This is a genomic window from Yoonia litorea, from assembly GCF_900114675.1.
GTDB lineage: Bacteria > Pseudomonadota > Alphaproteobacteria > Rhodobacterales > Rhodobacteraceae > Yoonia > Yoonia litorea.
This window is the reverse complement of record NZ_FOZM01000001.1, coordinates 643,819-663,677: the sequence shown is the minus strand read 5'-3', so window position 1 is coordinate 663,677 and position 19,859 is coordinate 643,819. Positions and strand designations below refer to the sequence as shown.

General features: G+C 56.1%; 22 protein-coding genes. 14 read left to right on the top strand and 8 right to left on the bottom strand.

What is annotated here, in order from left to right; genetic code table 11:
* Position 1 precedes the first annotated feature (1 nt).
* Positions 2–1,045: a phosphotransferase family protein gene (locus BM316_RS03560; RefSeq protein WP_090204057.1), complete on the bottom strand. Its 1,044-nt coding sequence runs from the start codon at positions 1,043–1,045 to the stop codon at positions 2–4.
* A 96-nt stretch (positions 1,046–1,141) separates the two neighbouring features.
* Between BM316_RS03560 and BM316_RS03555 the strand changes: the two genes are divergently transcribed.
* Complete coding sequence (locus BM316_RS03555; RefSeq protein ID WP_090204054.1) at positions 1,142–2,371, top strand: acyl-CoA dehydrogenase family protein; 1,230 nt, start codon at positions 1,142–1,144, stop codon at positions 2,369–2,371.
* Here BM316_RS03555 and BM316_RS03550 read toward each other — a convergent pair.
* On the bottom strand, positions 2,347–2,661 hold the full coding sequence (locus BM316_RS03550) for an ArsR/SmtB family transcription factor (protein WP_242649734.1): 315 nt from the start codon (positions 2,659–2,661) through the stop codon (positions 2,347–2,349). The two genes, BM316_RS03555 and BM316_RS03550, sit on opposite strands and share 25 nt — an antisense overlap.
* An 80-nt stretch (positions 2,662–2,741) precedes the next feature.
* Between BM316_RS03550 and BM316_RS03545 the strand changes: the two genes are divergently transcribed.
* From BM316_RS03545 to BM316_RS03530, 4 genes are read left to right on the top strand one after another with little or no spacing between them, the layout of a single operon-like run.
* Positions 2,742–3,605 carry an MBL fold metallo-hydrolase gene (locus BM316_RS03545; RefSeq protein ID WP_090204049.1) on the top strand — a complete coding sequence of 288 codons (864 nt, stop codon included), beginning with the start codon at positions 2,742–2,744 and terminating at the stop codon, positions 3,603–3,605.
* 28 nt (positions 3,606–3,633) lie between these two features.
* Entirely contained in the window at positions 3,634–4,059 is a 426-nt protein-coding gene (locus BM316_RS03540; RefSeq protein WP_090204046.1) for a YeeE/YedE family protein, read from the top strand.
* On the top strand, positions 4,059–4,496 hold the full coding sequence (locus BM316_RS03535) for a DUF6691 family protein (protein WP_090204043.1): 438 nt from the start codon (positions 4,059–4,061) through the stop codon (positions 4,494–4,496). The genes BM316_RS03540 and BM316_RS03535 overlap by 1 nt, the downstream gene beginning before the upstream one ends.
* Positions 4,497–4,499: 3 nt before the next feature.
* The gene (locus BM316_RS03530) at positions 4,500–4,925 is read left to right on the top strand and encodes a protein tyrosine phosphatase family protein (protein ID WP_090204040.1); all 426 of its coding nucleotides are present in this window, start codon (positions 4,500–4,502) and stop codon (positions 4,923–4,925) included.
* Here BM316_RS03530 and BM316_RS03525 read toward each other — a convergent pair.
* From BM316_RS03525 to BM316_RS03505, 5 genes are all read right to left on the bottom strand, one after another.
* Positions 4,922–5,911 (bottom strand): FliM/FliN family flagellar motor switch protein, encoded by a 990-nt coding sequence (locus BM316_RS03525; protein ID WP_165606532.1) that lies wholly within the window; start codon positions 5,909–5,911, stop codon positions 4,922–4,924. The genes BM316_RS03530 and BM316_RS03525 overlap by 4 nt on opposite strands.
* Before the next feature lie 88 nt (positions 5,912–5,999).
* Positions 6,000–8,696 (bottom strand): ATP-binding protein, encoded by a 2,697-nt coding sequence (locus BM316_RS03520; protein ID WP_090204034.1) that lies wholly within the window; start codon positions 8,694–8,696, stop codon positions 6,000–6,002.
* Complete coding sequence (locus tag BM316_RS03515; RefSeq protein WP_090204032.1) at positions 8,693–8,968, bottom strand: hypothetical protein; 276 nt, start codon at positions 8,966–8,968, stop codon at positions 8,693–8,695. Before BM316_RS03515 ends, BM316_RS03520 begins: the two co-directional genes overlap by 4 nt.
* The gene (locus BM316_RS03510; RefSeq protein ID WP_090204029.1) at positions 8,965–9,333 is read right to left on the bottom strand and encodes a response regulator transcription factor; all 369 of its coding nucleotides are present in this window, start codon (positions 9,331–9,333) and stop codon (positions 8,965–8,967) included. The genes BM316_RS03515 and BM316_RS03510 overlap by 4 nt, the downstream gene beginning before the upstream one ends.
* Before the next feature lie 92 nt (positions 9,334–9,425).
* Positions 9,426–10,709 carry a helix-turn-helix transcriptional regulator gene (locus tag BM316_RS03505; protein ID WP_090207477.1) on the bottom strand — a complete coding sequence of 428 codons (1,284 nt, stop codon included), beginning with the start codon at positions 10,707–10,709 and terminating at the stop codon, positions 9,426–9,428.
* Positions 10,710–10,927: 218 nt separating this feature from the next.
* On the opposite strand from BM316_RS03505, the gene BM316_RS03500 reads away from it, so the two are divergent.
* The 9 genes from BM316_RS03500 to aat all read left to right on the top strand — a co-directional run bounded on the left by BM316_RS03500 (position 10,928) and on the right by aat (position 19,376).
* Positions 10,928–12,274, top strand: coding sequence for a substrate-binding protein (locus BM316_RS03500; protein WP_090204027.1), 1,347 nt, complete (start codon positions 10,928–10,930; stop codon positions 12,272–12,274).
* Positions 12,275–12,397: 123 nt separating this feature from the next.
* Positions 12,398–13,429 (top strand): branched-chain amino acid ABC transporter permease, encoded by a 1,032-nt coding sequence (locus BM316_RS03495; protein WP_090204024.1) that lies wholly within the window; start codon positions 12,398–12,400, stop codon positions 13,427–13,429.
* 3 nt (positions 13,430–13,432) lie between these two features.
* Positions 13,433–14,635 carry a branched-chain amino acid ABC transporter permease gene (locus tag BM316_RS03490; protein WP_090204021.1) on the top strand — a complete coding sequence of 401 codons (1,203 nt, stop codon included), beginning with the start codon at positions 13,433–13,435 and terminating at the stop codon, positions 14,633–14,635.
* A 12-nt stretch (positions 14,636–14,647) separates the two neighbouring features.
* On the top strand, positions 14,648–15,406 hold the full coding sequence (locus tag BM316_RS03485) for an ABC transporter ATP-binding protein (protein WP_090204018.1): 759 nt from the start codon (positions 14,648–14,650) through the stop codon (positions 15,404–15,406).
* Positions 15,407–15,417: 11 nt separating this feature from the next.
* Positions 15,418–16,167 (top strand): ABC transporter ATP-binding protein, encoded by a 750-nt coding sequence (locus tag BM316_RS03480; protein WP_090204015.1) that lies wholly within the window; start codon positions 15,418–15,420, stop codon positions 16,165–16,167.
* Between the two features lie 113 nt (positions 16,168–16,280).
* Positions 16,281–16,610 carry a hypothetical protein gene (locus BM316_RS03475; protein ID WP_090204012.1) on the top strand — a complete coding sequence of 110 codons (330 nt, stop codon included), beginning with the start codon at positions 16,281–16,283 and terminating at the stop codon, positions 16,608–16,610.
* A 123-nt stretch (positions 16,611–16,733) separates the two neighbouring features.
* Positions 16,734–17,237: an acetyl-CoA carboxylase biotin carboxyl carrier protein gene (accB, locus tag BM316_RS03470; RefSeq protein WP_090207474.1), complete on the top strand. Its 504-nt coding sequence runs from the start codon at positions 16,734–16,736 to the stop codon at positions 17,235–17,237.
* A gap of 10 nt (positions 17,238–17,247) precedes the next feature.
* Complete coding sequence (accC, locus tag BM316_RS03465; protein WP_090204009.1) at positions 17,248–18,594, top strand: acetyl-CoA carboxylase biotin carboxylase subunit; 1,347 nt, start codon at positions 17,248–17,250, stop codon at positions 18,592–18,594.
* A 125-nt stretch (positions 18,595–18,719) separates the two neighbouring features.
* On the top strand, positions 18,720–19,376 hold the full coding sequence (gene aat, locus BM316_RS03460) for a leucyl/phenylalanyl-tRNA--protein transferase (RefSeq protein WP_090207468.1): 657 nt from the start codon (positions 18,720–18,722) through the stop codon (positions 19,374–19,376).
* Here aat and BM316_RS03455 read toward each other — a convergent pair.
* Entirely contained in the window at positions 19,331–19,852 is a 522-nt protein-coding gene (locus tag BM316_RS03455) for a DUF2155 domain-containing protein (RefSeq protein WP_311135656.1), read from the bottom strand. The two genes, aat and BM316_RS03455, sit on opposite strands and share 46 nt — an antisense overlap.
* Between the last annotated feature and the right edge of the window lie 7 nt (positions 19,853–19,859).

Sequence of the window (19,859 nt, the reverse complement as noted above, 5' to 3'; positions counted from 1 at the left end):
TCTATGCCCCGTCGCGTGTGATCGCGACTGCCATGCCAGAGAGCACGGGAACAGCTGCACCATATTTTTTCGCCATTTCCGGATTTGACGCATTCCCTGCCGCAGCCCGTGCTGCGACACCTGCGAGGATTGCACCGAGCCTGAAGAAGGCGAAGACCAGATAAAACGGCCAGTTGTCGATCTGGTAAAGGCCGCGCCGCTTTGCATATGCGGCAACATAGGCGGCCTCGGTCGGGATACCACGTGCAGCACGGTCAACACCGGACAGTCCACGCATATCGCCTTGGTTGGGAAGTCGCCACTGCATGCATTGATAGGCCAGATCAGCCATGGGGTGTCCAAGCGTCGACAGTTCCCAATCCAGCACGGCTGCAACGCGTGGTGCGTCTGGGGCAAAGATCATGTTGTCCAGACGCCAGTCACCATGCACCAAGGCGATTTGACCATCATCCTCAGGCAGAGACCTTTCGAGCCAATCCATAATGATCTGCATATCTTGCGAAGGCGTGTCGACAGACGCTCTGTACTGGCTACGCCACCGTTCGAGTTGGCGCGCGAAATAGTTTCCAGCCTTGCCAAAATCGGCCAAACCAATCTCAGCCACATCAACTTCGTGCAATGCCGCCAGCGTCGCGTTCATCGCATCATAAATCGCCGCCGCTTCTTCAGAGGCGCAGTCGGGCAGTGATGGATCCCAGAAGATGCGACCTTCTACGTAACGCATCACGAAGAAATCGCGCCCGTTAGGTGAGTCTTCCGCAGTCGCCAGATGCAAGGTGTTCGGGACCGGGACAGCCGTGGTGGCAAGCGCCGTCATCACTCTGAACTCGCGATCAACGGCGTGGGCAGACGGCAGTAATTTGCCGGGTGGTTTGCTGCGCAGCACATATGCCCCGCTCTCAGCATCAAGGCGATAGGTGGGATTGGACTGCCCAGTGCCAAACTTGCTTACCTTGCGCAGTCCACCAAAACCGGCAATCCGGCTTGCCAGATAGCGATCAAGTTCCTCGCGGGACATTCCCAGTTTTTCTGCAGCTTCCGTCATCTGGCCATTAGCCATCCTGCCGCGTCGTCAGGCAACCCATTCATTGACACGACCTTACGGCAATGCACCATGTCGACAAGATCAGGGGAGAGAGACATGGAACTTGGCATCACCGAACGCTTAAGGCCGATCCTGAGTGCGGTCAAAGGTATGATTGAGACCGAAATCGCCCCCTTGGATGCTGAATTTCTGGCCGAGGTCGATCGAGGCGACCGATGGCAATTCACAAAACGTCAGACCGAAATCCTGGAAGGCCTGAAGTTGAAAGCGAAAGCAGCAGAGCTCTGGAACTTCTGGGACACGTTCCGCGACGGGCCGCAGCTCAACACCGTCGAATATGCCTATCTGGCCGAGGAGATGGGCAAAAGTCATCTTGCTGCTGAGGTCTTCAACTGCAACGCACCGGATACCGGGAATATGGAGGTCTTTGCCCGCTACGGCACCGAGTTGATGAAAGAACGGTGGCTCAAACCACTGATGGCGGGTGAGATTCGGTCTGCCTACCTGATGACAGAACCGCAGGTGGCAAGCTCGGATGCCACGAATATCGCCATGTCATGCGTTCGAGATGGCGATCACTATGTTCTGAATGGCGAAAAGTGGTGGGCTACCGGTGCAGGAGATCCGCGTTGTGCGGTCTATATCGTAATGGTGAGAACACCGACCGAAGGCGGGAAACACCAGCAACACGGGATGATCGTTGTGCCTGCAGATACGGCTGGCATCGAAAAGCTGCGGCCGATGGAAGTCTTCGGTCATGACGACGCCCCCCATGGCCACATGCATTTCCGCTTTACAGATGTGCGCGTCCCTGTCGAAAACCTGCTTTTGGGCGAGGGGCGCGGATTCGAGATAGCACAGGGACGACTTGGTCCAGGGCGTATTCACCACTGTATGCGTGCCATCGGACAGGCCGAAAAGGCACTCGAACTGCTGTGCCAGCGCGCGCAGTCTCGCGATGCTTTTGGTAAGCCGCTGGCGCACCTTGGGGAAAACTTTGACATTATCGCGAAATCAAGGATGCAGATTGAGCAAGCGCGGCTCCTTTGCCTGAAAGCCGCTTGGATGATGGACCAGGGGGACGCAAAAGCTGCAGCCCCTTGGATCAGTCAGATCAAAGTGGTTGCTCCTCAGATCGCGCTTGAGGTCACCGATCACGCAATCCAGATGTTTGGCGCTGCGGGCGTCTCGCAGGATACCCCTCTTGCGCGGCAGTGGACGCATCTCCGAACACTCAGGCTCGCCGACGGCCCTGACGCAGTCCATCGCCGGCAGGTCGCACGTGCTGAACTGTCGAAATATCAGACCGGGCAGAAAAGCTCGTAGACCCGTTCAAGAAGCGGGCGAACGCGTGGGTCTGCAAGCTGGTAATGCATGCTGCGACCTGCACGTGTGCATTCGACCAATCCTTCGGCGCGCAACCGCAGAAGCTGCCCAGAGACATAGGACTGACTGGCGCCCACGGCCTCTTCGATTTCGCTGACTGTTTTGTCTCCAGGGACCAATGCACACAAAATCCGCAAACGCCCTGGGTTGCTTAGCGCCTTCATCAGGTTTGCAGCATCATTGGCCGCCTCATCGAGGCGGGCGGCCATCACGTCCATTTCTTCGCTCATTGACATTTCTGGTCTCCGGACACACATTAGCAATCTGTAATGTATTATCTATGCTTTTGAATAGCATCTGGAGGCGCGAAATGACACCGAATGTGAAAGCTTTCTTCGACGACGCGACAAACACGGTCTCTTATGTGGTTTCGGAGCCACAGGGCCGCACCTGCGCAATCATCGACAGTGTGTTGGACTATGACGCAGCCGCTGGACGTACTGATACCGCATCTGCGGACGAAATCATTGCTTGGGTCAGAGAAAACAAACTGGAGGTGGCATGGATTCTCGAAAGCCATGTCCATGCGGACCACCTTTCAGCAGCCCCCTATCTGCAGGAGGCATTGGGCGGAAAGATTGGCATCGGCGCCAACATTACGGTCGTTCAAGACACTTTCGGCAAAGTCTTTAACGAGGGCACCGAATTTGAACGGGACGGGTCGCAGTTTGATGCGCTCTTTGCTGACGGCGATAGTTTCCATATCGGACAGATGCGGGCAGATGTCATGCACACACCCGGACACACGCCTGCTTGCCTGACCTATGTGGTTGGTGACGCCGCTTTTGTTGGTGACACGCTTTTCATGCCTGATTTCGGAACAGCCCGTTGCGACTTCCCAGGCGGATCAGCGCAAGATCTCTATAATTCCATCCACAAAATTCTCTCACTGCCGGATGAAACCCGCATTTTCGTGGGCCATGACTACAAAGCTCCCGGTCGCGATGAATTCGCCTGGGAGACAACAGTTGGCGAGCAGAAGGCGCTCAACATTCATGTTGGTGAAGGCCGCCCGATGGAAGAATTCGTCTCGATGCGCGAGCAACGTGATGCCAAACTTGGCATGCCCAAGCTCATCCTGCCATCGATTCAGACAAACATGCGGGCCGGACAGTTCCCCGAGCCCGAAGACAATGGACAACGTTACTTCAAGGTGCCGATCAACAGCCTCTGAAGACAACGCGTAAATCAAGGACAGACTTATGCCAATGGATTGGATCCTCGGCCTCTTCGGAGGTCTGCTGATCGGTACGGCCGCAGCACTCTATCTTCTTGTCAGCGGGCGCATTCTGGGCGCATCGGGAATCATCGGCGGGCTTGTCGATGGCTCAGCAAAGCATGAATGGGCAGAGCGTGGCGCATTGCTTGCGGGGCTATTCGCGGTTCCTGCGATTGCTGCGTTTGCGGTCGGTGGTTCGGAAACACATGTTACTGAAAATTGGGCTGTGCTGATTGCAGCCGGACTTCTGGTCGGGATCGGTACGCGCCTTGCGAACGGTTGCACATCTGGCCATGGCGTCTGTGGGATTTCACGACTTTCGCTCCGCGGGATCGTGGCAACGGTCTTTTACATCGCAGCGGGCGGCCTGACTGTCGTACTGTTCAAGCATGTCTGGGGGATCATTTGATGCGTGCGTTTATTTCCTTCATCGCGGGCGGCCTATTTGGCTTGGGCCTTTTGATCTCAGGCATGACTGATACGACAAAAGTGCAAGGCTGGCTTGATATCTTCGGAGCTTGGGACCCCACACTCGCGTTCGTGATGGGAGGTGCCATCCTCCCGATGGCTCTTGCGTGGCTGTTCACCAAAGGCCGCAAACCCGTTCTAGCTGCAAGCTTTCCGACGCCGCCGAAACCAGAAATCGGACGGAAACTAGTCATCGGATCCACCATGTTTGGCATGGGCTGGGGTCTTTCAGGGCTATGCCCCGGTCCAGCGGTTGCATCGCTTTCTTTCGGTGGCGCGGGCGGTCTGATCTTTATGGCCGCAATGCTGGTTGGCATGGTCTTGGCTCCGCCAATCCGCAGACGTCTGGACCAGCCCACAGCCGCAGTTTATGGATAAGACATGGATATTCGCCCACTCAGCCCCGCCTACGCCGTCTCTCCGCAGATTTCTGTTGAGGATATCCCCGCGATCGTTGAAGCGGGTTACAAAACCATTATCTGTAATCGCCCTGACGCAGAGGTGCCGCCGAGCCATCAGGCTGACGCGATCGAGGCAGCAGCGCGAGATGCCGGACTGAAGTTTGTAGCCATTCCTGTCACACATCAGGGCCTGCATATGGGGATGATCGACGATCAAAAGGCTGCGATGGAAAGTAGCGATGGCCCTGTCCTGGCCTATTGCGCGTCAGGCACACGATCTTCGATCGTCTGGTCTTTTGCACAAGCCAAAGACATGGATGCCGACGAAATTATCGCAGCAACCAGCGCGGCAGGCTATGATCTGGGCGGAATGCGTGGGCAGCTGCAAGCCATTGCAAAAGCCTAATCCAGATCAACCGTAGGGTCGAAAGTAGGCGGCTCTCGCTGTTGGGGCGAAAGCGGCAACGCCTCGTCGATTGACCCGATGGCTAAGTCCGGCTCGAGAAAGGCCTCTGCTGGTTTCTCTTGAACCGGACTGTTCGTCGGCAGCTCTTTCAAATCGAGCTGTGGTGGCGCCTCCAGCCGCACGGCGCGTTTCCCCATACTTTGGCCAAGACGCGCCGTTGCAACGGGTTTACCTTCGGCATCACGCAGTTTGATGGAACTTACCGAACACCCATCAAGGCGAATGACATCGCCAACCTTCAACCCCTGTAGATAGCCCAAGGAAACTGAAAACCGGTGCAGTTCTGCAATCAAGGTGGCTGGGACGCTTTCGACAACCTTGTGTAGTTGCTCGGACCAGTTTTCCTTTGACTTCGAGACCGCCGATGGGCGCGTGACGGGCTCGGGCAAAGGCAGCGCCATGATCAGCATTCCTTGTCGGTCAGTCTGACCAATCTGAACCGTCATCTGCAAGCTGCGGTAACGCCCGTCGGCAAGCTCCAATCCGGCAAGACGCGTGTTGGCAAAACACGTCCCCGCCGAGACATCATCAGCCCAGCCTGCATAGTCCGTCCCGCTGACCGCTTGCGGAAAGGCCGACAAAAACATTTTCAGAACCGGATCGCAGAGGAAGCGGTCGGTCCCTGTCGGTAATCGGGGTTCGGCCGCCCTCAATGACACCGCGCCAGTTGTTTCAACTTCAACCACAGCTGCACGCATTTCCGCATCAACAGCAATCAAACCGGCAAGGCCATCACCCTTTTCCAGGCGCACAAGCATCAGGCCATCAGGAAGGGCACCCAGCATTGCATCGAGCCTATCAACTTCTTCGGCAATGCTTGAAACTGTCAGAGGCAAGCTGATGCTGTCTTGGGCAGCCTTCGCGAGCGCCAAGCGCACAGCACGAGACGACGTCAGCGGGCTGTCCGCATCCGTTTTGTCCTGCATACGGGCTTTCCGTCGCAAGATGTTCACATGTGAACTATTGGTCATCGCCCTGCCAATGCTGATCTGCAGCTTGTCTAGGCCACGTTGGTTACATTTTCTCTAATGCAGCCGATGTCATCGTCTTGGGCAAGACGACACGGAACCCGGTCCCACGCGGTTGCGGGAGGTAAGTGATGTCGCCATTCAATCTGTGCATAATCTCGCGGCAGATGGCCAGACCAAGTCCAGCCCCGCCTGCTTTGCTTTCGTCTGACACCCGCGAGAACTTCTCAAAAATCAGGGCGTGGTTCTCTGATGCGATGCCGTGGCCGTTGTCGATAAAGTCGACCATGGTTTTGTCGCCTTGCACTGACACTTTGATGGTCAGAACAGGCGACGGCGCTTCGCAATACTTTTGCGCGTTCGAGATCAGATTGATGAACACCTGAACCAGCCGATCCAAGTCGGTTGTGAGTGTCAAATCTTCATCCTTGCGATCGCGTCTGATGTCCAGCTTTCCTCCCAAGACGCCTGCAGCGCCAATAGCGCGATCCAGCAAGCTACTGAGCTTGCCGGTTTGTTCGTGCAGGACCACTTGGCCATTTTCCAAGACCGAGAGGTCCAGAAGATCATCAAGTAGACGGGTCAGCCGCACAGCCTCGTCGTGGATGATTCCTGCGTAGCGGCTGAGCGCATCAGGCGGCATATCGCCCTCTCGCAGTATATCCGAAAACGATCTGATTGAGGTCATCGGTGTCCGCAATTCATGGCTGATCTGGCTCAGGAACGCATCTTTCTGAATGGAAAGTGCCGTAAGTTTTGCGTTCGCATCGCGCAGAGCGCGGGCCGTTCTTTCCTGTTCGGCTGATTTTGCCTCAAGTCGGTTCGAATATTCGAGGATCTGGGCCGCTTCATCGGCAACTGCGATCAGGTCCTCAACCGACACGCTGCTGCCACCAATCAACTGACCTATCATCGCATGGGCGGTTGCCGCCCCGACAGATCCTGCCAACTCACGCTCAAGCCGGTCGACAAATGCGGGCGTGACCTCGGGGAATTCGCGACCCCTGCCCTGTCTTTCGCTTTCACGCTCGAAGATTCCCTGCGCCTCTGAACTGCCAAGAATCCGCTGCGACATAATGAGTAGCTCTTCGGCGCCAGCCGCTGCGCCTGTCCAACTCGGCGCGGCATCTGAATGATCGAACACATTGACGAACTGCGCACCCTGCAACCGTTCGAGCGGCTGTGGAAAGGTCGCCAGCGACCCCAGTATAAATATCGTTGTATTGATCAGGATCGACCAGAAAACCCCGTGAACGAGAGGATCAATGCCTGTTACGCCGAAAAGCGCCTGAGGCCGCAAAATTGCGATACCCCAAGGACCATTTTCCATGACAGACTGGCTGATAACCGCATCAACACCAAAGCTTGGCAGGAAGAGCGTCCACATCCAGATACCCAGCCCCGACAGCAAGCCCAAGGCTGCGCCTATTCTGTTTGCGCCGCGCCAGAAAATACCGCCGAGCATGGCCGGAAGAATCTGCACTGCACCCGCAAAGGAGATCAGTCCGATGGCTGCCAGAGCCGTGCCGCCACCAGACAGTCGGTAATAGAAGAACCCGAGCGTCAGAACGGCCGCGACCGATATCCGTCGCGACAGCAATATCACGTATCTGACGTCGCCGGACATTACGGCACCCTGCTGGCCCTGGAGGCTCAGCCAGATCGGGACGACAATGTGGTTCGATACCATCGTCGCCAGCGCAATCGTCGCCACGATGACCATTGATGTCGCAGATGACAGCCCACCCAGAAATGACAGTACCGCCAGTCCGTTTTGTCCCTCGAACAGCGGAACGGTCAGAACAAACAGATCAGGGTTGCTACCCGGTGGTAGTAGCTCCAATCCCACAACCGCAATCGGAACCACGAAAAGGCTCATCAAAAAAAGATAGAGTGGGAACGCCCAGCTTGCGAACGGCAGGTGCCGTTCATCGGAATTCTCGACCACCAAGACCTGGAACATTCTTGGCAAACAAAGGAAAGCGGCCCCAGAGAGAAAGATCAGGCTGATCCACCGGCCGCTTTCCTGGTCCCATAATTCGATATCAGATGTCTCAATCCTTGAGAGCATCTCGGTAGGCCCGCCCGCAATCCCCCAAACGACGAAAACGCCAACCGCCACCAACGCAAAGAGCTTCACCACAGCCTCAACCGCGATCGCCATGACGATGCCATGATGCCTTTCATTGGCGTCAAGGTTTCTGGTGCCAAAGAGAACAGTGAAAACTGCCAACCCGACAGCCACCCAAGCGGCGGTCTGCGCGAAGTCTGCCTGCTCCCATGATGAACCATCAACCTGCGCAAAGACCGCAAATGACAGTGTGACCGACTGCAACTGCAGCGCGATGTAAGGCGTGCCTGCGATAATCGAAATAATCGTGACAAGCATCCCGATCTGGGTGGATTTTCCGAAACGCGATGACACAAGGTCAGCAATCGAGGTAATCCGCTGCGCCCGTCCAATCCGCACCAATCTGCGCAATATCCACCACCAGCCGACCATCACCAGCGTAGGCCCAAGGTAGATCGTTACAAACTCCAGACCTGATCGTGCCGCATAGCCTACCGCCCCGTAAAAGGTCCAAGCTGTGCAATAGACACTGAGCGAAAGCGTGTAGATCCAAGGCGACTGTAACCACTTGGACTTGCCCGTCGCAGCATGTCTTTCTGCCCAGAATGCGACGATGAAAAGCAGTGATACATAAAGAAGCGCAATCGCGATCAGCGCGCTAAAAGGCATCATTGTGATGTTTCGCCTTCATCATCGCTTGGCGTGTCACTTTTGATGCGGCTCGCCAATAGTGCAGTGACGGCGATCAAAAAGACCCAGACGCCGAAAATGAACAACAAACCGGAGGTTCCACCATCCTGCGTCGTCGAGGACCCTGACCACGCCAAGGGAATGGCCCAGAGCACACCACCGACAAATGGCATCAATCGCGCACCATCTCTCAGACGGCGTTGCCTATAGCTCGACCGTTGCAAGAAGATGGGCGGCGGGGATTTGCGGCTCATGCCTCCATGAAGCTGCGGACGTAGTCGCGCACCTCTGTGTTTGAGAAGGGTTTGGTCATGAAATGATTGACGCCTAAACGCTCTGCCAACTCGCGATCCTTGTCCTGACCACGTGCCGTGAGCATCATAACCGGAATTTCCTTTGTTTGCGCATGCGCGCGCAGGTCGCGAAGTATGTCGAAACCGCTACGCCCCGGTAGCATAACATCAAGGATAATCATGTCAGGCGGCATGGCGACAATCTTGTCCATCGCTGTGCTCCCATCTTCGTGGGTGTGCACAGTCCAACCGTCACGTGACAAAATGAAACTGATCGCCTCAATGATGTTTGGCTCATCTTCGATGAGAAGGACACGCTTGCCCATCTTATCGCCTCCCCTGTCGGCCGCGTCCCTAAACGACCTAGAGTTTCAATATCGCCTGATATTTGTGCGAAGTCAAAGAAACCCTTAGCTTTTTATACGCCGGTCATCGCCGGCTCGCGGCGGCTTTTGCAATCGTTTCGCGGGCAGATGCGGCATGTGACACCGACCGGCACCGGCTCTGCCGATGGGCTGTCAGGGTCGGTCATCACAAGCATCGTGCTCTGAATTGTCGGCGGCACATCAAATCTCGCTGCGGGCAGCGCTGTGCCAATGGCATAGCAAAGCATGCGGGTGCCGCCCTGCCCCGGCATGGTGACGTCATAGCGCAAGGGCTGCTCTGGACGGGCCAAGGCTGCAAAGACCGGCCAAAGCGGGCATGCTCCCCCAGCTCGCGGCATCGCAAAACCGGGCACCTGCTTGATAAGCCTGATCGCGCCTGCGGCATCGCAAATCACCAGACCCATCGGCGGATGATCGGATTCAGGCGGCAATGTCGCCAGACGCCGAAGGACAGTTGCCAGCGGAACTGCAAAACTCTGCGCCAGGCCAGCTGGGTCGTAGCCGTGCCGCGAAATGGCTGTCTGGAAGTCATCCAACGGCAAAGCTGCGACATCGCGTATATATTGTGTCATATAGTCTTGCAGAACACCTGCAGCAGCCTCGCCAAGACCGGCAGATGCGAGCACAGCTTCAGGCTTTGCCGATTGCTCCAGGGCCGCCAGATGAAACCCGGTTTGCGACAAAAATGCTTCGACCTGTTCGACAGCCGTCCCCGCACCCTCGAGAATATCCTGTGGTGCTTCCAGATAAGCGATTAGCGCTTCGCTGCTGCTTGCCAAGCGGACGCTGTCATCATGGATGTTCTGATGAAACCGCCGCTGCCAATCCTCATCAAGTTTTTCGGGACTCACAAGAATGGAAGCGGACGACCTGATAGCGGTCACCGCGGAAATGACCTCGTGCAATGACTGGGCAAGTTGTGGATCGAAGGAGATGCGATCGGAAAGCACCTGCACCTGTGCCTGAAGGGCTTCGATGCGACGCGCCTGCGCAGCAATCAGCGCGCTCCACCCCGGATAGCGTGCGGCCATCTCTTCCGTGCGGGAAAGTTCGACCTCAGCACTCAAGACAGCGGCGGCATTGCGCATCTGATCAAGCACCTCACGATCAACGCCGTCAGTCAAAAGCGCAGGATCAACTTCAAGCACGCGGGCGATATCAGTCAGGAGCTTTCCCCCGATTCTGCGCCGGTTGTGCTCGATCAGATTGAGATATGAAGGTGAAATGCCGACAGTTTCCGCCACTGTCGCCTGCCTGAGGCCGCGATCAAGCCGTTTTTCCCTGATACGTGAGCCCGCGAGCCGTTGGGTCGCCATAAAAATTTCCCCCTGCATTTTCAGTAAGTTTCTGCGGGCGCAGGAAAACGGATTTACTGAATTGACAAGTTATCTGTATACAAATTTACAAATTCGTCTAGCCCTCTCAATGGTTTGTTGCCGGAATTGAGTCCGCCCCTCCAGAATGAAAACACACTGAAAAGTGAGTGTCCGAGGGCGAGGAGGCCCAAAGGCAATAATCTCTAGGGAGGATATTTATGTCCAATTCGAATTTCTCACGTCGTGGCGTGCTCAAGACTGGTATGGTTGCCAGTGCTGGTCTCGCCCTGCCAACCTACTTGCGCGCTGACGCCCACAGTGGCTTCACAAACGCGCCAGGCGACAGCGAAGTCATCCTGGGCTTCAACGTTCCGCAGACCGGTCCATATGCGGACGAAGGTGCAGACGAACTGCGCGCCTATGAGTTGGCGGTTGAGCATCTCAACGGCGGTGGCGACGGTGGCATGCTGTCGACCTTCTCTTCCAAGGCGCTTGATGGCACGGGTATCCTTGGCCGCGAAGTCAAATACGTCACTGGTGACACTCAGACAAAGTCCGATGCCGCCCGTGCATCCGCCCGTTCGATGATTGAAAAAGATGGCGCGATCATGATCACAGGTGGTTCGTCCTCCGGTGTGGCTGTTGCGGTGCAGGCCCTTTGCCAAGAGGCCGGCATTATCTTCATGGCTGGTCTGACCCACTCAAACGACACGACCGGTAAGGACAAGCGCGCCAACGGCTTCCGTCACTTCTTCAACTCCTACATGTCCGGCGCGGCGCTTGCGCCAGTGCTTGCAGCCAACTACGGCACCGACCGTAAGGCCTATCACCTGACCGCGGACTACAACTGGGGTTACACCACCGAAGAAGCTGTGCGTTCTTCGACCGAGGCGTTGGGTTGGGAAACTGTTAATGCAGTGAAAACACCACTGACACAGACCGACTTCTCCTCCTACATCGCTCCAGTTCTGAACTCTGGCGCCGACGTTCTGGTTCTGAACCACTACGGCGGTAACATGGTGAACTCGCTGACCAACGCCGTTCAGTTTGGTCTGCGTGAAGCGCAAGCCAACGGCAAGAACTTCGAAATTGTTGTTCCGCTCTATTCGCGTCTGATGGCGCGTGGTGCTGGTGAATCAGTTGCTGGCATCTTCGGTTCAACAAACTGGCACTGGTCGCTGCAGGACGCAGGTTCGCAAGCCTTCACACGTTCGTTCGGAACCAAGTATGGCTTCCCACCATCGCAGGCCGCACACACATGCTACGTGCAGACACTGCTCTATGCAGATGCCGTAACACGCGCCGGTTCGTTCAACCCATGCGCGGTTGTCGAAGCTCTGGAAGACTTCGAGTTCGACGGTCTGGGCAACGGTCCAACACTTTACCGTGGCGCCGACCACCAGTGCTTCAAAGACGTTCTGGTTGTGCGTGGTAAAGAGAACCCAGAAAACGAATTCGACCTTCTCGAAATCGTTGAAGTCACACCTGTCGAACAGGTCACATACGACCCAGATCACCCGCAGTTCCAGGGTGGTGCACTGGGTACATGTAACCCAGGCGCTTAAGCCTGAATGTCAGGCCGCCGCTCCTCTGGCGGCCTGATACCCCCACACCGCTTTTCCGCGCCCGAAGAGGCGGCGGACGGATGTTGAGCATTTGCTCCCCCTTCAACGATCAGAGGTCGCATCATGGACCAGTTCATCCTTCAAATTCTAAACGGGCTGGATAAAGGCTCGGCCTACGCGCTCATTGCGCTTGGCCTGACCCTCATCTTCGGCACATTGGGCGTCGTGAATTTTGCCCATGGTGCCCTCTTTATGTTGGGGGCCTTTGTTGCAGTTACGCTGAGCAAAATTCTCACATTGAGCCACAAAGTTGTGGACGAGACCCGCACCGACTTTCTCGGCAATCCGCTGCAGGTGGACGTGCCTTACGTTTATGACTTCTTCGGAGAAGGGGTCGGCGACCTGCTAATAGACTGGTCCGTACCGCTTTCGATCCTGGCTGCCATTCCGATCATGATTGCCATCGGCTTCATCATGGAGCGCGGCCTGATCAAGCACTTCTACAAGCGCCCACACGCTGACCAGATCCTGGTGACGTTCGGCCTCGCCATCGTCATTCAGGAAATCGTCAAATATTTCTACGGTGCCAACCCGATCCCGACACCTGCCCCTGAGGCTTTTGTCGGCAGCTTCGACTTCGGTGTGCTGCTCGGGTTTGATCCGAATGCGATCATCTACCCTTACTGGCGTCTCGTTTACTTCTTCTTCTCGATGATCATCATCGCCGGTGTATTTGCTTTCTTGCAATTCACCACCTTCGGTATGGTCGTGCGGGCAGGCATGGCGGACCGTGAAACTGTCGGCATCCTCGGCATCGACATCGACAAGCGGTTCACAATGATGTTCGGCATTGCTGCCGCCGTAGCTGGCCTTGCGGGTGTCATGTATGCTCCGATCAATTCGCCCAACTACCACATGGGGATGGACTTCCTTGTTCTGAGCTTCGTTGTGGTCGTTGTCGGTGGCATGGGCTCCCTGCCCGGTGCTGTCGCTGCAGGATTTCTCTTGGGCATTCTGGAAAGCTTTGCATCCATGTCGGCCGTGATCGACCTGTTGCCAGGCATCAACCAGATCATCATCTACCTTGTCGCAATTATCATTCTGTTGACACGTCCACGTGGCCTGATGGGTCGCAAAGGCGTGATGGAGGAATAAGCCATGCTCGGACTTGAAAAGAAAGACTTTCGGCTTCTGCTGATCGTAATCGGGCTGACCTTGTTCGCGCCCTTCCTTTTGAACCCCTTCCCTGAAGGCTCTGAACTGGCGCAGTTCAATGCAGGCTATCCTGACTTGATGCAGCGTTTCGTGATCTTCGGTATCTTTGCGATCGGGTTTAACATCCTATTCGGTCTGACCGGATACCTCTCCTTCGGCCATGCGGCTTTCCTCGGTGTGGGGTCCTACGCGGCGGTCTGGATGTTCAAACTTCTCAGCATGAACGTCCTTCCGGCGATCTTCCTGAGTGTGATCATTGCGGGACTGTTCTCACTGATCATCGGGTATGTCTCGCTTCGGCGTTCCGGGATCTACTTCTCGATCCTGACACTCGCCTTCGCACAAATGTCCTTTGCACTGGCCTACTCAGTCCTGACACCGATCACAGGTGGTGAGACCGGTTTGCAGCTGGCGCTGAGTGATCCGCGCATCTTCGGCGAAGCTCAGACGGCTACCGGTAACATTCCAGTTCCCGCGCTCTTCGGTCTGGAAATGCGTTCAAGTCTTGAGTGGGATGTGGGAGGCTGGCTCTTCACGTTCAACGCCGGCTACTACCTCGCCGCATTCTTTATGATCGTGGCCTTCTATCTGGCAATCCGTATCTTCCGGTCACCATTCGGCATGATGCTGCGCGCGATCAAGTCCAACCAGACACGTATGGCTTACACCGGCCTGAACGCACGGCCCTACACGCTCGCCGCGTTCGTGATTTCCGGCATGTATGCTGGCCTAGCTGGCGGCCTGATGGCATCCATGGACCCGCTTGCTGGTGCCGAACGAATGCAGTGGACTGCGTCTGGTGAGGTGGTCTTGATGACGATCCTCGGTGGTGCGGGCACGCTCATTGGTCCAGTGCTCGGTGCTGGTATGATCAAGTATTTCGAGAACATCTTCTCGAAAATCAACAGCACCATCCTGCACGATTGGTTCGCGTTCCTTCCAGATGGTCTGGAAGACATCGTGGTGGCCATGATTTACCCGTTCATCGGTAAAGGCTGGCACCTGACCTTGGGCATCATGTTCATGCTTGTTGTCATCTTCCTGCCAGGTGGTCTGGTGCAAGGTGGCCAGAAACTTGCGGGGCTCTTCAGCCGCAAGAAAGCCGAAGACAACACCAAGTCCAGCGCCACTGAACCGGCCGAATAAGGAGACAGACTGATGGGAATTCTTGAAGTCAAAGGCATCAACAAGCGGTTCGGCGGTCTGCAGGCGCTTGGTGATGTGAACCTCAGCGTCGCTGAGAACACCACACACGCAATTATCGGCCCGAACGGGGCCGGTAAATCCACCCTACTCAACGTTCTGGTGGGCAAGCTGATCCCTGACAGCGGCTCGGTTATGTTTGACGGACAGTCAGTGCTGGGTCGCAAACCGCACGAGATCAATCAGATGGGCATCAGCCGGGTCTTTCAAACGCCCGAGATTTTTGCGGACCTGACGGTCATGGAAAACGTGATGATCCCTTGCTTTGCGAAACGTGATGGGGCCTTCCGGATGCATGCCATTGAAAGCATCTTTTCGGAAAAATCTATCCGGCAACAGGCAGATGCCATCCTTGACGACGTCAATATGACCGAGAAAAGCAACATGCTGGCATCCAGCCTGTCGCGTGGCGACAAACGGCGTCTGGAAATGGCGATGTGTCTGGTGCAAGACCCAAAACTCCTGCTACTGGATGAGCCGACAGCGGGCATGGCACGGGCTGATACCCAGAATACCATCGCCCTTCTGAAGGAAATCCGTGCAAAGCGCGGCATCACGATGGCCATCATCGAACACGATATGAACGTCGTCTTCTCGCTTGCTGAACGGATTACTGTGCTGGCGCAAGGTACGCCGCTGGTCGAAGACATCCCCGAAAAAATCAAGGGCCACCCCAAGGTCCGCGAAGCCTATCTTGGCGAAGCGCAGGTCTAAGGAGACAGACCATGAATGCACCATTCAACAAACACGCCAATAACGCGGCAACCCATCCGGCCTTTCTGAGCGTCTGGGAGATCGAGGCTTATTACGGCGAAAGCTACATCGTTCAGAACGTCAGCTTTAACATTCACGAGGGCGAAATCCTCGCGCTGTTGGGCCGCAACGGTGCAGGCAAGACCTCGACCCTGCGCACAATCGCGCGGCTCGACGATCCGGAACTGCGTCACGGTGAAATCTGGCTCGACCACAAACCGCTGCATGAAATGAAGAGCCATGAGGCTGCGGCCAACGGCATCGCGCTGGTGCCCGAAGACCGGCGGATCATCCCTGGCCTCACAGTTGAGGAGAACCTTCAACTGGCACAGATCGCGCCACCGAAAGGTTGGTCACTTGAGCGGATCTATGATCTTTTCCCGCGCCTCGGTGAACGCCGCAAGCAGGAAGGCGTGACGCTTTCAGGTGGTGAGCAACAGATGCTATCCATCGCACGGGCCTTGGCCAGAGACATTAAGGTTCTTTTGCTTGACGAACCTTACGAAGGTTTGGCCCCCGTTATCGTGCAGGAAATCGCGAAAACGCTGGACTACATCCGCGATCAAGGCATCACGACAGTGATCGTGGAGCAGAACGCCGTAGCCGCGCTGAAGCTCGCTGACCGCGCGGTGATCCTCGATATCGGCAAGGTCGTCTTCGACGGTTCTGCAAAAGAGGTTCTGGAGAACAAGGAACTGCGTGAGCAATACCTCGCAATCTGACACGGTTTACCAATTCATCTAAAAAGGAGGGTAGCTCGCTGCCCTCCTTTAACGTTTTGGAAAGGTGCTCCTACGATCCTGAGGTTCACGAATTCTTTTTTCGGAGAAGGAAAATGGATACCTCTTTGAATCTCAATCAGCCGACAATGGCTGTTGCTTCGGTCCCATCACCCACCCAGGAAAGAGCCAACACAACGAAAGTCTCAAGAATTGAACGTGCGGATGGTGGCAGTGCGACACCCCCTGACAGGCCGTTTGTCGCGCAGGTCGTCAATGCCCGACTGGATGGCGCGGTGTTCCCCGAAAACCCCTCCAAGATTGCTCCGCCTGAACGGACGCTCAGACCCTACGACGTTCCAATGCTCCCGTTTGACCGCGACCAAGAGGATCAAATGACGGCTGGATCAGGTCCTGCGTCGCAGGAGGTGACCAGCATGGTCTGAAAGGTCTGACAGTTTTCGCCGGACCGCTTCCCACCTCCGCAGGCTTGCCCTATAAGCGTGAAGATGGTTTCGTGACGCAACGTCGCGCAAGCATCAAGAATATGGGCAATGGCCGAGGGAAACATGAGCAATAAATCTTCTCACGATAGCGATGTCAGCTTCATCAAGGCGCTGGCAGAACTTTTGCGCGAAAATGACCTGACTGAACTTCAGGTGAAGCGCGACTATGGCGAGAATGACAGTCTGAACGTGCGGGTCAGCCGGCAAACGCAAACAGTGGTTCAGGCCACTACTCCAGCACCCGCGGCCGCCCCTTCTGCGCCTGCGGCTCCAGCAACCCCCGCGACGCCTGCAAGCCCAGCCTCCACTGGCAACGACGATCCAGCGAGCCATCCCGGCGCGGTGACATCTCCAATGGTTGGCACGGTCTACATGGCCCCAGAACCTGGCGCGGCACCGTTTGTCCGCACTGGCGCGACCGTCAGCGAAGGCGACACGCTCTTGATCATCGAAGCGATGAAGACCATGAACCACATTCCTGCCCCACGCGCAGGCACAGTCAAACGTATCCTCGTCGAAGACGGTGGTCCCGTCGAATTCGGCGCGCCACTCGTCATCATCGAATAAAGGTCAACCGATGTTCGACAAGATCCTGATTGCAAACCGGGGCGAGATCGCCCTGCGGGTCGTGCGCGCCTGCCGCGAAATGGGTGTGAAATCCGTCGCCGTTCACTCCACCGCAGATGCCGATGCGATGCATGTGCGCATGGCTGATGAGGCGATCTGCATCGGCCCGCCCTCATCGGCACAAAGTTATCTGTCTTTCCCAGCGATCATTTCAGCGTGCGAAATCACAGGCGCGCAAGCGATCCATCCCGGCTACGGCTTCCTGTCTGAAAATGCAGCCTTCGTGCAAGCGGTTGAAGATCACGACATCACGTTCATCGGCCCTACCGCGGAGCACATCCGCGTCATGGGCGACAAGATCACCGCAAAAGACACGATGAAAGCCCTCGGTGTGCCATGTGTACCGGGCTCTGACGGCGGAGTACCAACGCTGGCAGAAGCCAAGAAAATTGGCGACGAGATCGGCTATCCTGTCATTATCAAGGCCACGGCAGGCGGTGGCGGCCGGGGGATGAAAGTCGCCCAAACCGCCGCAGACATGGAAAAGGCATTCCATTCGGCACGGGCTGAGGCGAAGGCGGCATTCGGTAACGACGAAGTCTATATCGAAAAATACCTCACGACTCCGCGCCACATAGAAATTCAGGTGTTTGGCGACGGCAAAGGCAATGCTGTCCATCTGGGCGAGCGGGATTGCTCGCTACAGCGACGCCACCAGAAAGTATTCGAAGAGGCACCTGGCCCTTGCATCACGCCCGAGCTTCGCGACCGGATTGGCAAGGTCTGTGCTGACGCTGTTGCAAAGATCAACTACATCGGTGCAGGCACAATTGAGTTTCTCTTCGAGAATGACGAATTCTACTTCATCGAGATGAACACACGCCTGCAGGTGGAGCATCCGGTCACCGAAGGAATCTTCGGCGTCGATCTGGTGCGCGAGCAGCTGCGTGTTGCGGCAGGAATGCCTATGTCATTCTCGCAAGACGATCTGAAAATCAACGGCCACGCCATCGAAGTCCGGATCAACGCAGAAAAACTACCTGAGTTTGCACCTCGCCCTGGTCGTATTACACAGTATCACGCGCCAGGTGGGCTTGGGGTGCGCATGGATAGCGCCCTTTACGATGGTTACAACATCCCTCCCTACTACGACAGCCTGATCGGGAAACTGATTGTGCATGGGCGTGACAGACAGGAAGCGCTTGCGCGTCTTGATCGCGCACTGGGGGAACTGATTGTGGACGGCGTGGAGACCACGCTGCCGCTATTCCATGCGCTTCTTGCCGAGGAGGCGATCCAGACGGGTGACTACAACATTCACTGGCTCGAAGAGTGGCTCGAAAAAGGATTGCTCTAGTCGAGCAACGCGATGAACAAGTGCGAATGCCGGGATAAGCCCGGCATTTTCTATTTTGGAAGTCTGTTGTCCTCGATTGTGGTAACACTGCCTTATAGCTTTGCACCGGAATGGTCCGACAAGCGATGAAAGACGAACACACACTCACACCTTCTCTGCTTTTGCAGGCCTATCAGGTTGGCCTTTTTCCCATGTCGGAGGGCCGTGATGATCCAGAGGTGTTCTGGGTTGATCCAACACTACGCGGTATCTTTCCGTTAGATGGGTTCAGGATTTCGCGCAGCTTGGCCAAGCGCCTTCGCAAAGCCGATTACAAGATCACGTTTGACACAGCCTTTGAAGATGTCATGCGCGGCTGCGCGGACCGAAATGAAACATGGATCAACGACACAATTCTCGACCTTTACAGTGATCTCTATGCAAGCGGTTTTGCCCATTCGGTAGAGGTTTGGGCGGGCGACGAACTTGTCGGTGGAGTATACGGTGTCTCGATCGGTGCCGCCTATTTTGGGGAAAGCATGTTCAGCCGTAGAACTGACGCCTCCAAAATTGCGCTCGCCTACCTCATCGACCGTCTCAGGTTAAGCGGCTATCAGCTTTTCGATACGCAGTTCATCACACCTCATCTGGCAAGCCTGGGTGCAATAGAAATTCCAAGGGCGGAGTATCAGCGGCTGCTGGACAGTGCTTTGCGTGGTTCGGCTCAATTTGACGCCAGCAGCGCCGCGCCATCACCTCAAGACGTTGTGCAGCGCAACGCCCAGATATCGTATCGCGGGTGATCCAAAGCGTTCAGCGCCGGCGCCGATGCGATCATCCAGCCCGCGAAAAGATCAACGTCTTCCCGTAGATCACTCGCTCGTACAAAGATGAAAGCGTCGCCGGACGGGTTTTCGACGGGGTAACGACACTCAGCGACAGTCACTGACAGGAATCCCAAACGGCGTGTCTGGCCTGCCATGAGTGTCACGTCATTGACCTCGCCGGTCAGTTTATCGAGAACGCGAAGCGTGCCTGAGGGACCCGAGGACACTTCGGCCCTCGGCGCCTCAACAGGAGAGGCCGTCAACTCTTCGAGCAAATTGTCGAGCTGCCCGTCGTCACCGATGTTCGGGTTGAAATCATCGCCAAGGTCAAGCTGATCGAGGGGTATCTCGATCAATGGCGCATCATCAAGCGGCGTGATTGTAATCTCTTGCGCTTGCGCTGGTGCGACAAACAGCATCAGCGCAATAGACATGGCGGAAAATCTAAGCATGAGCGAG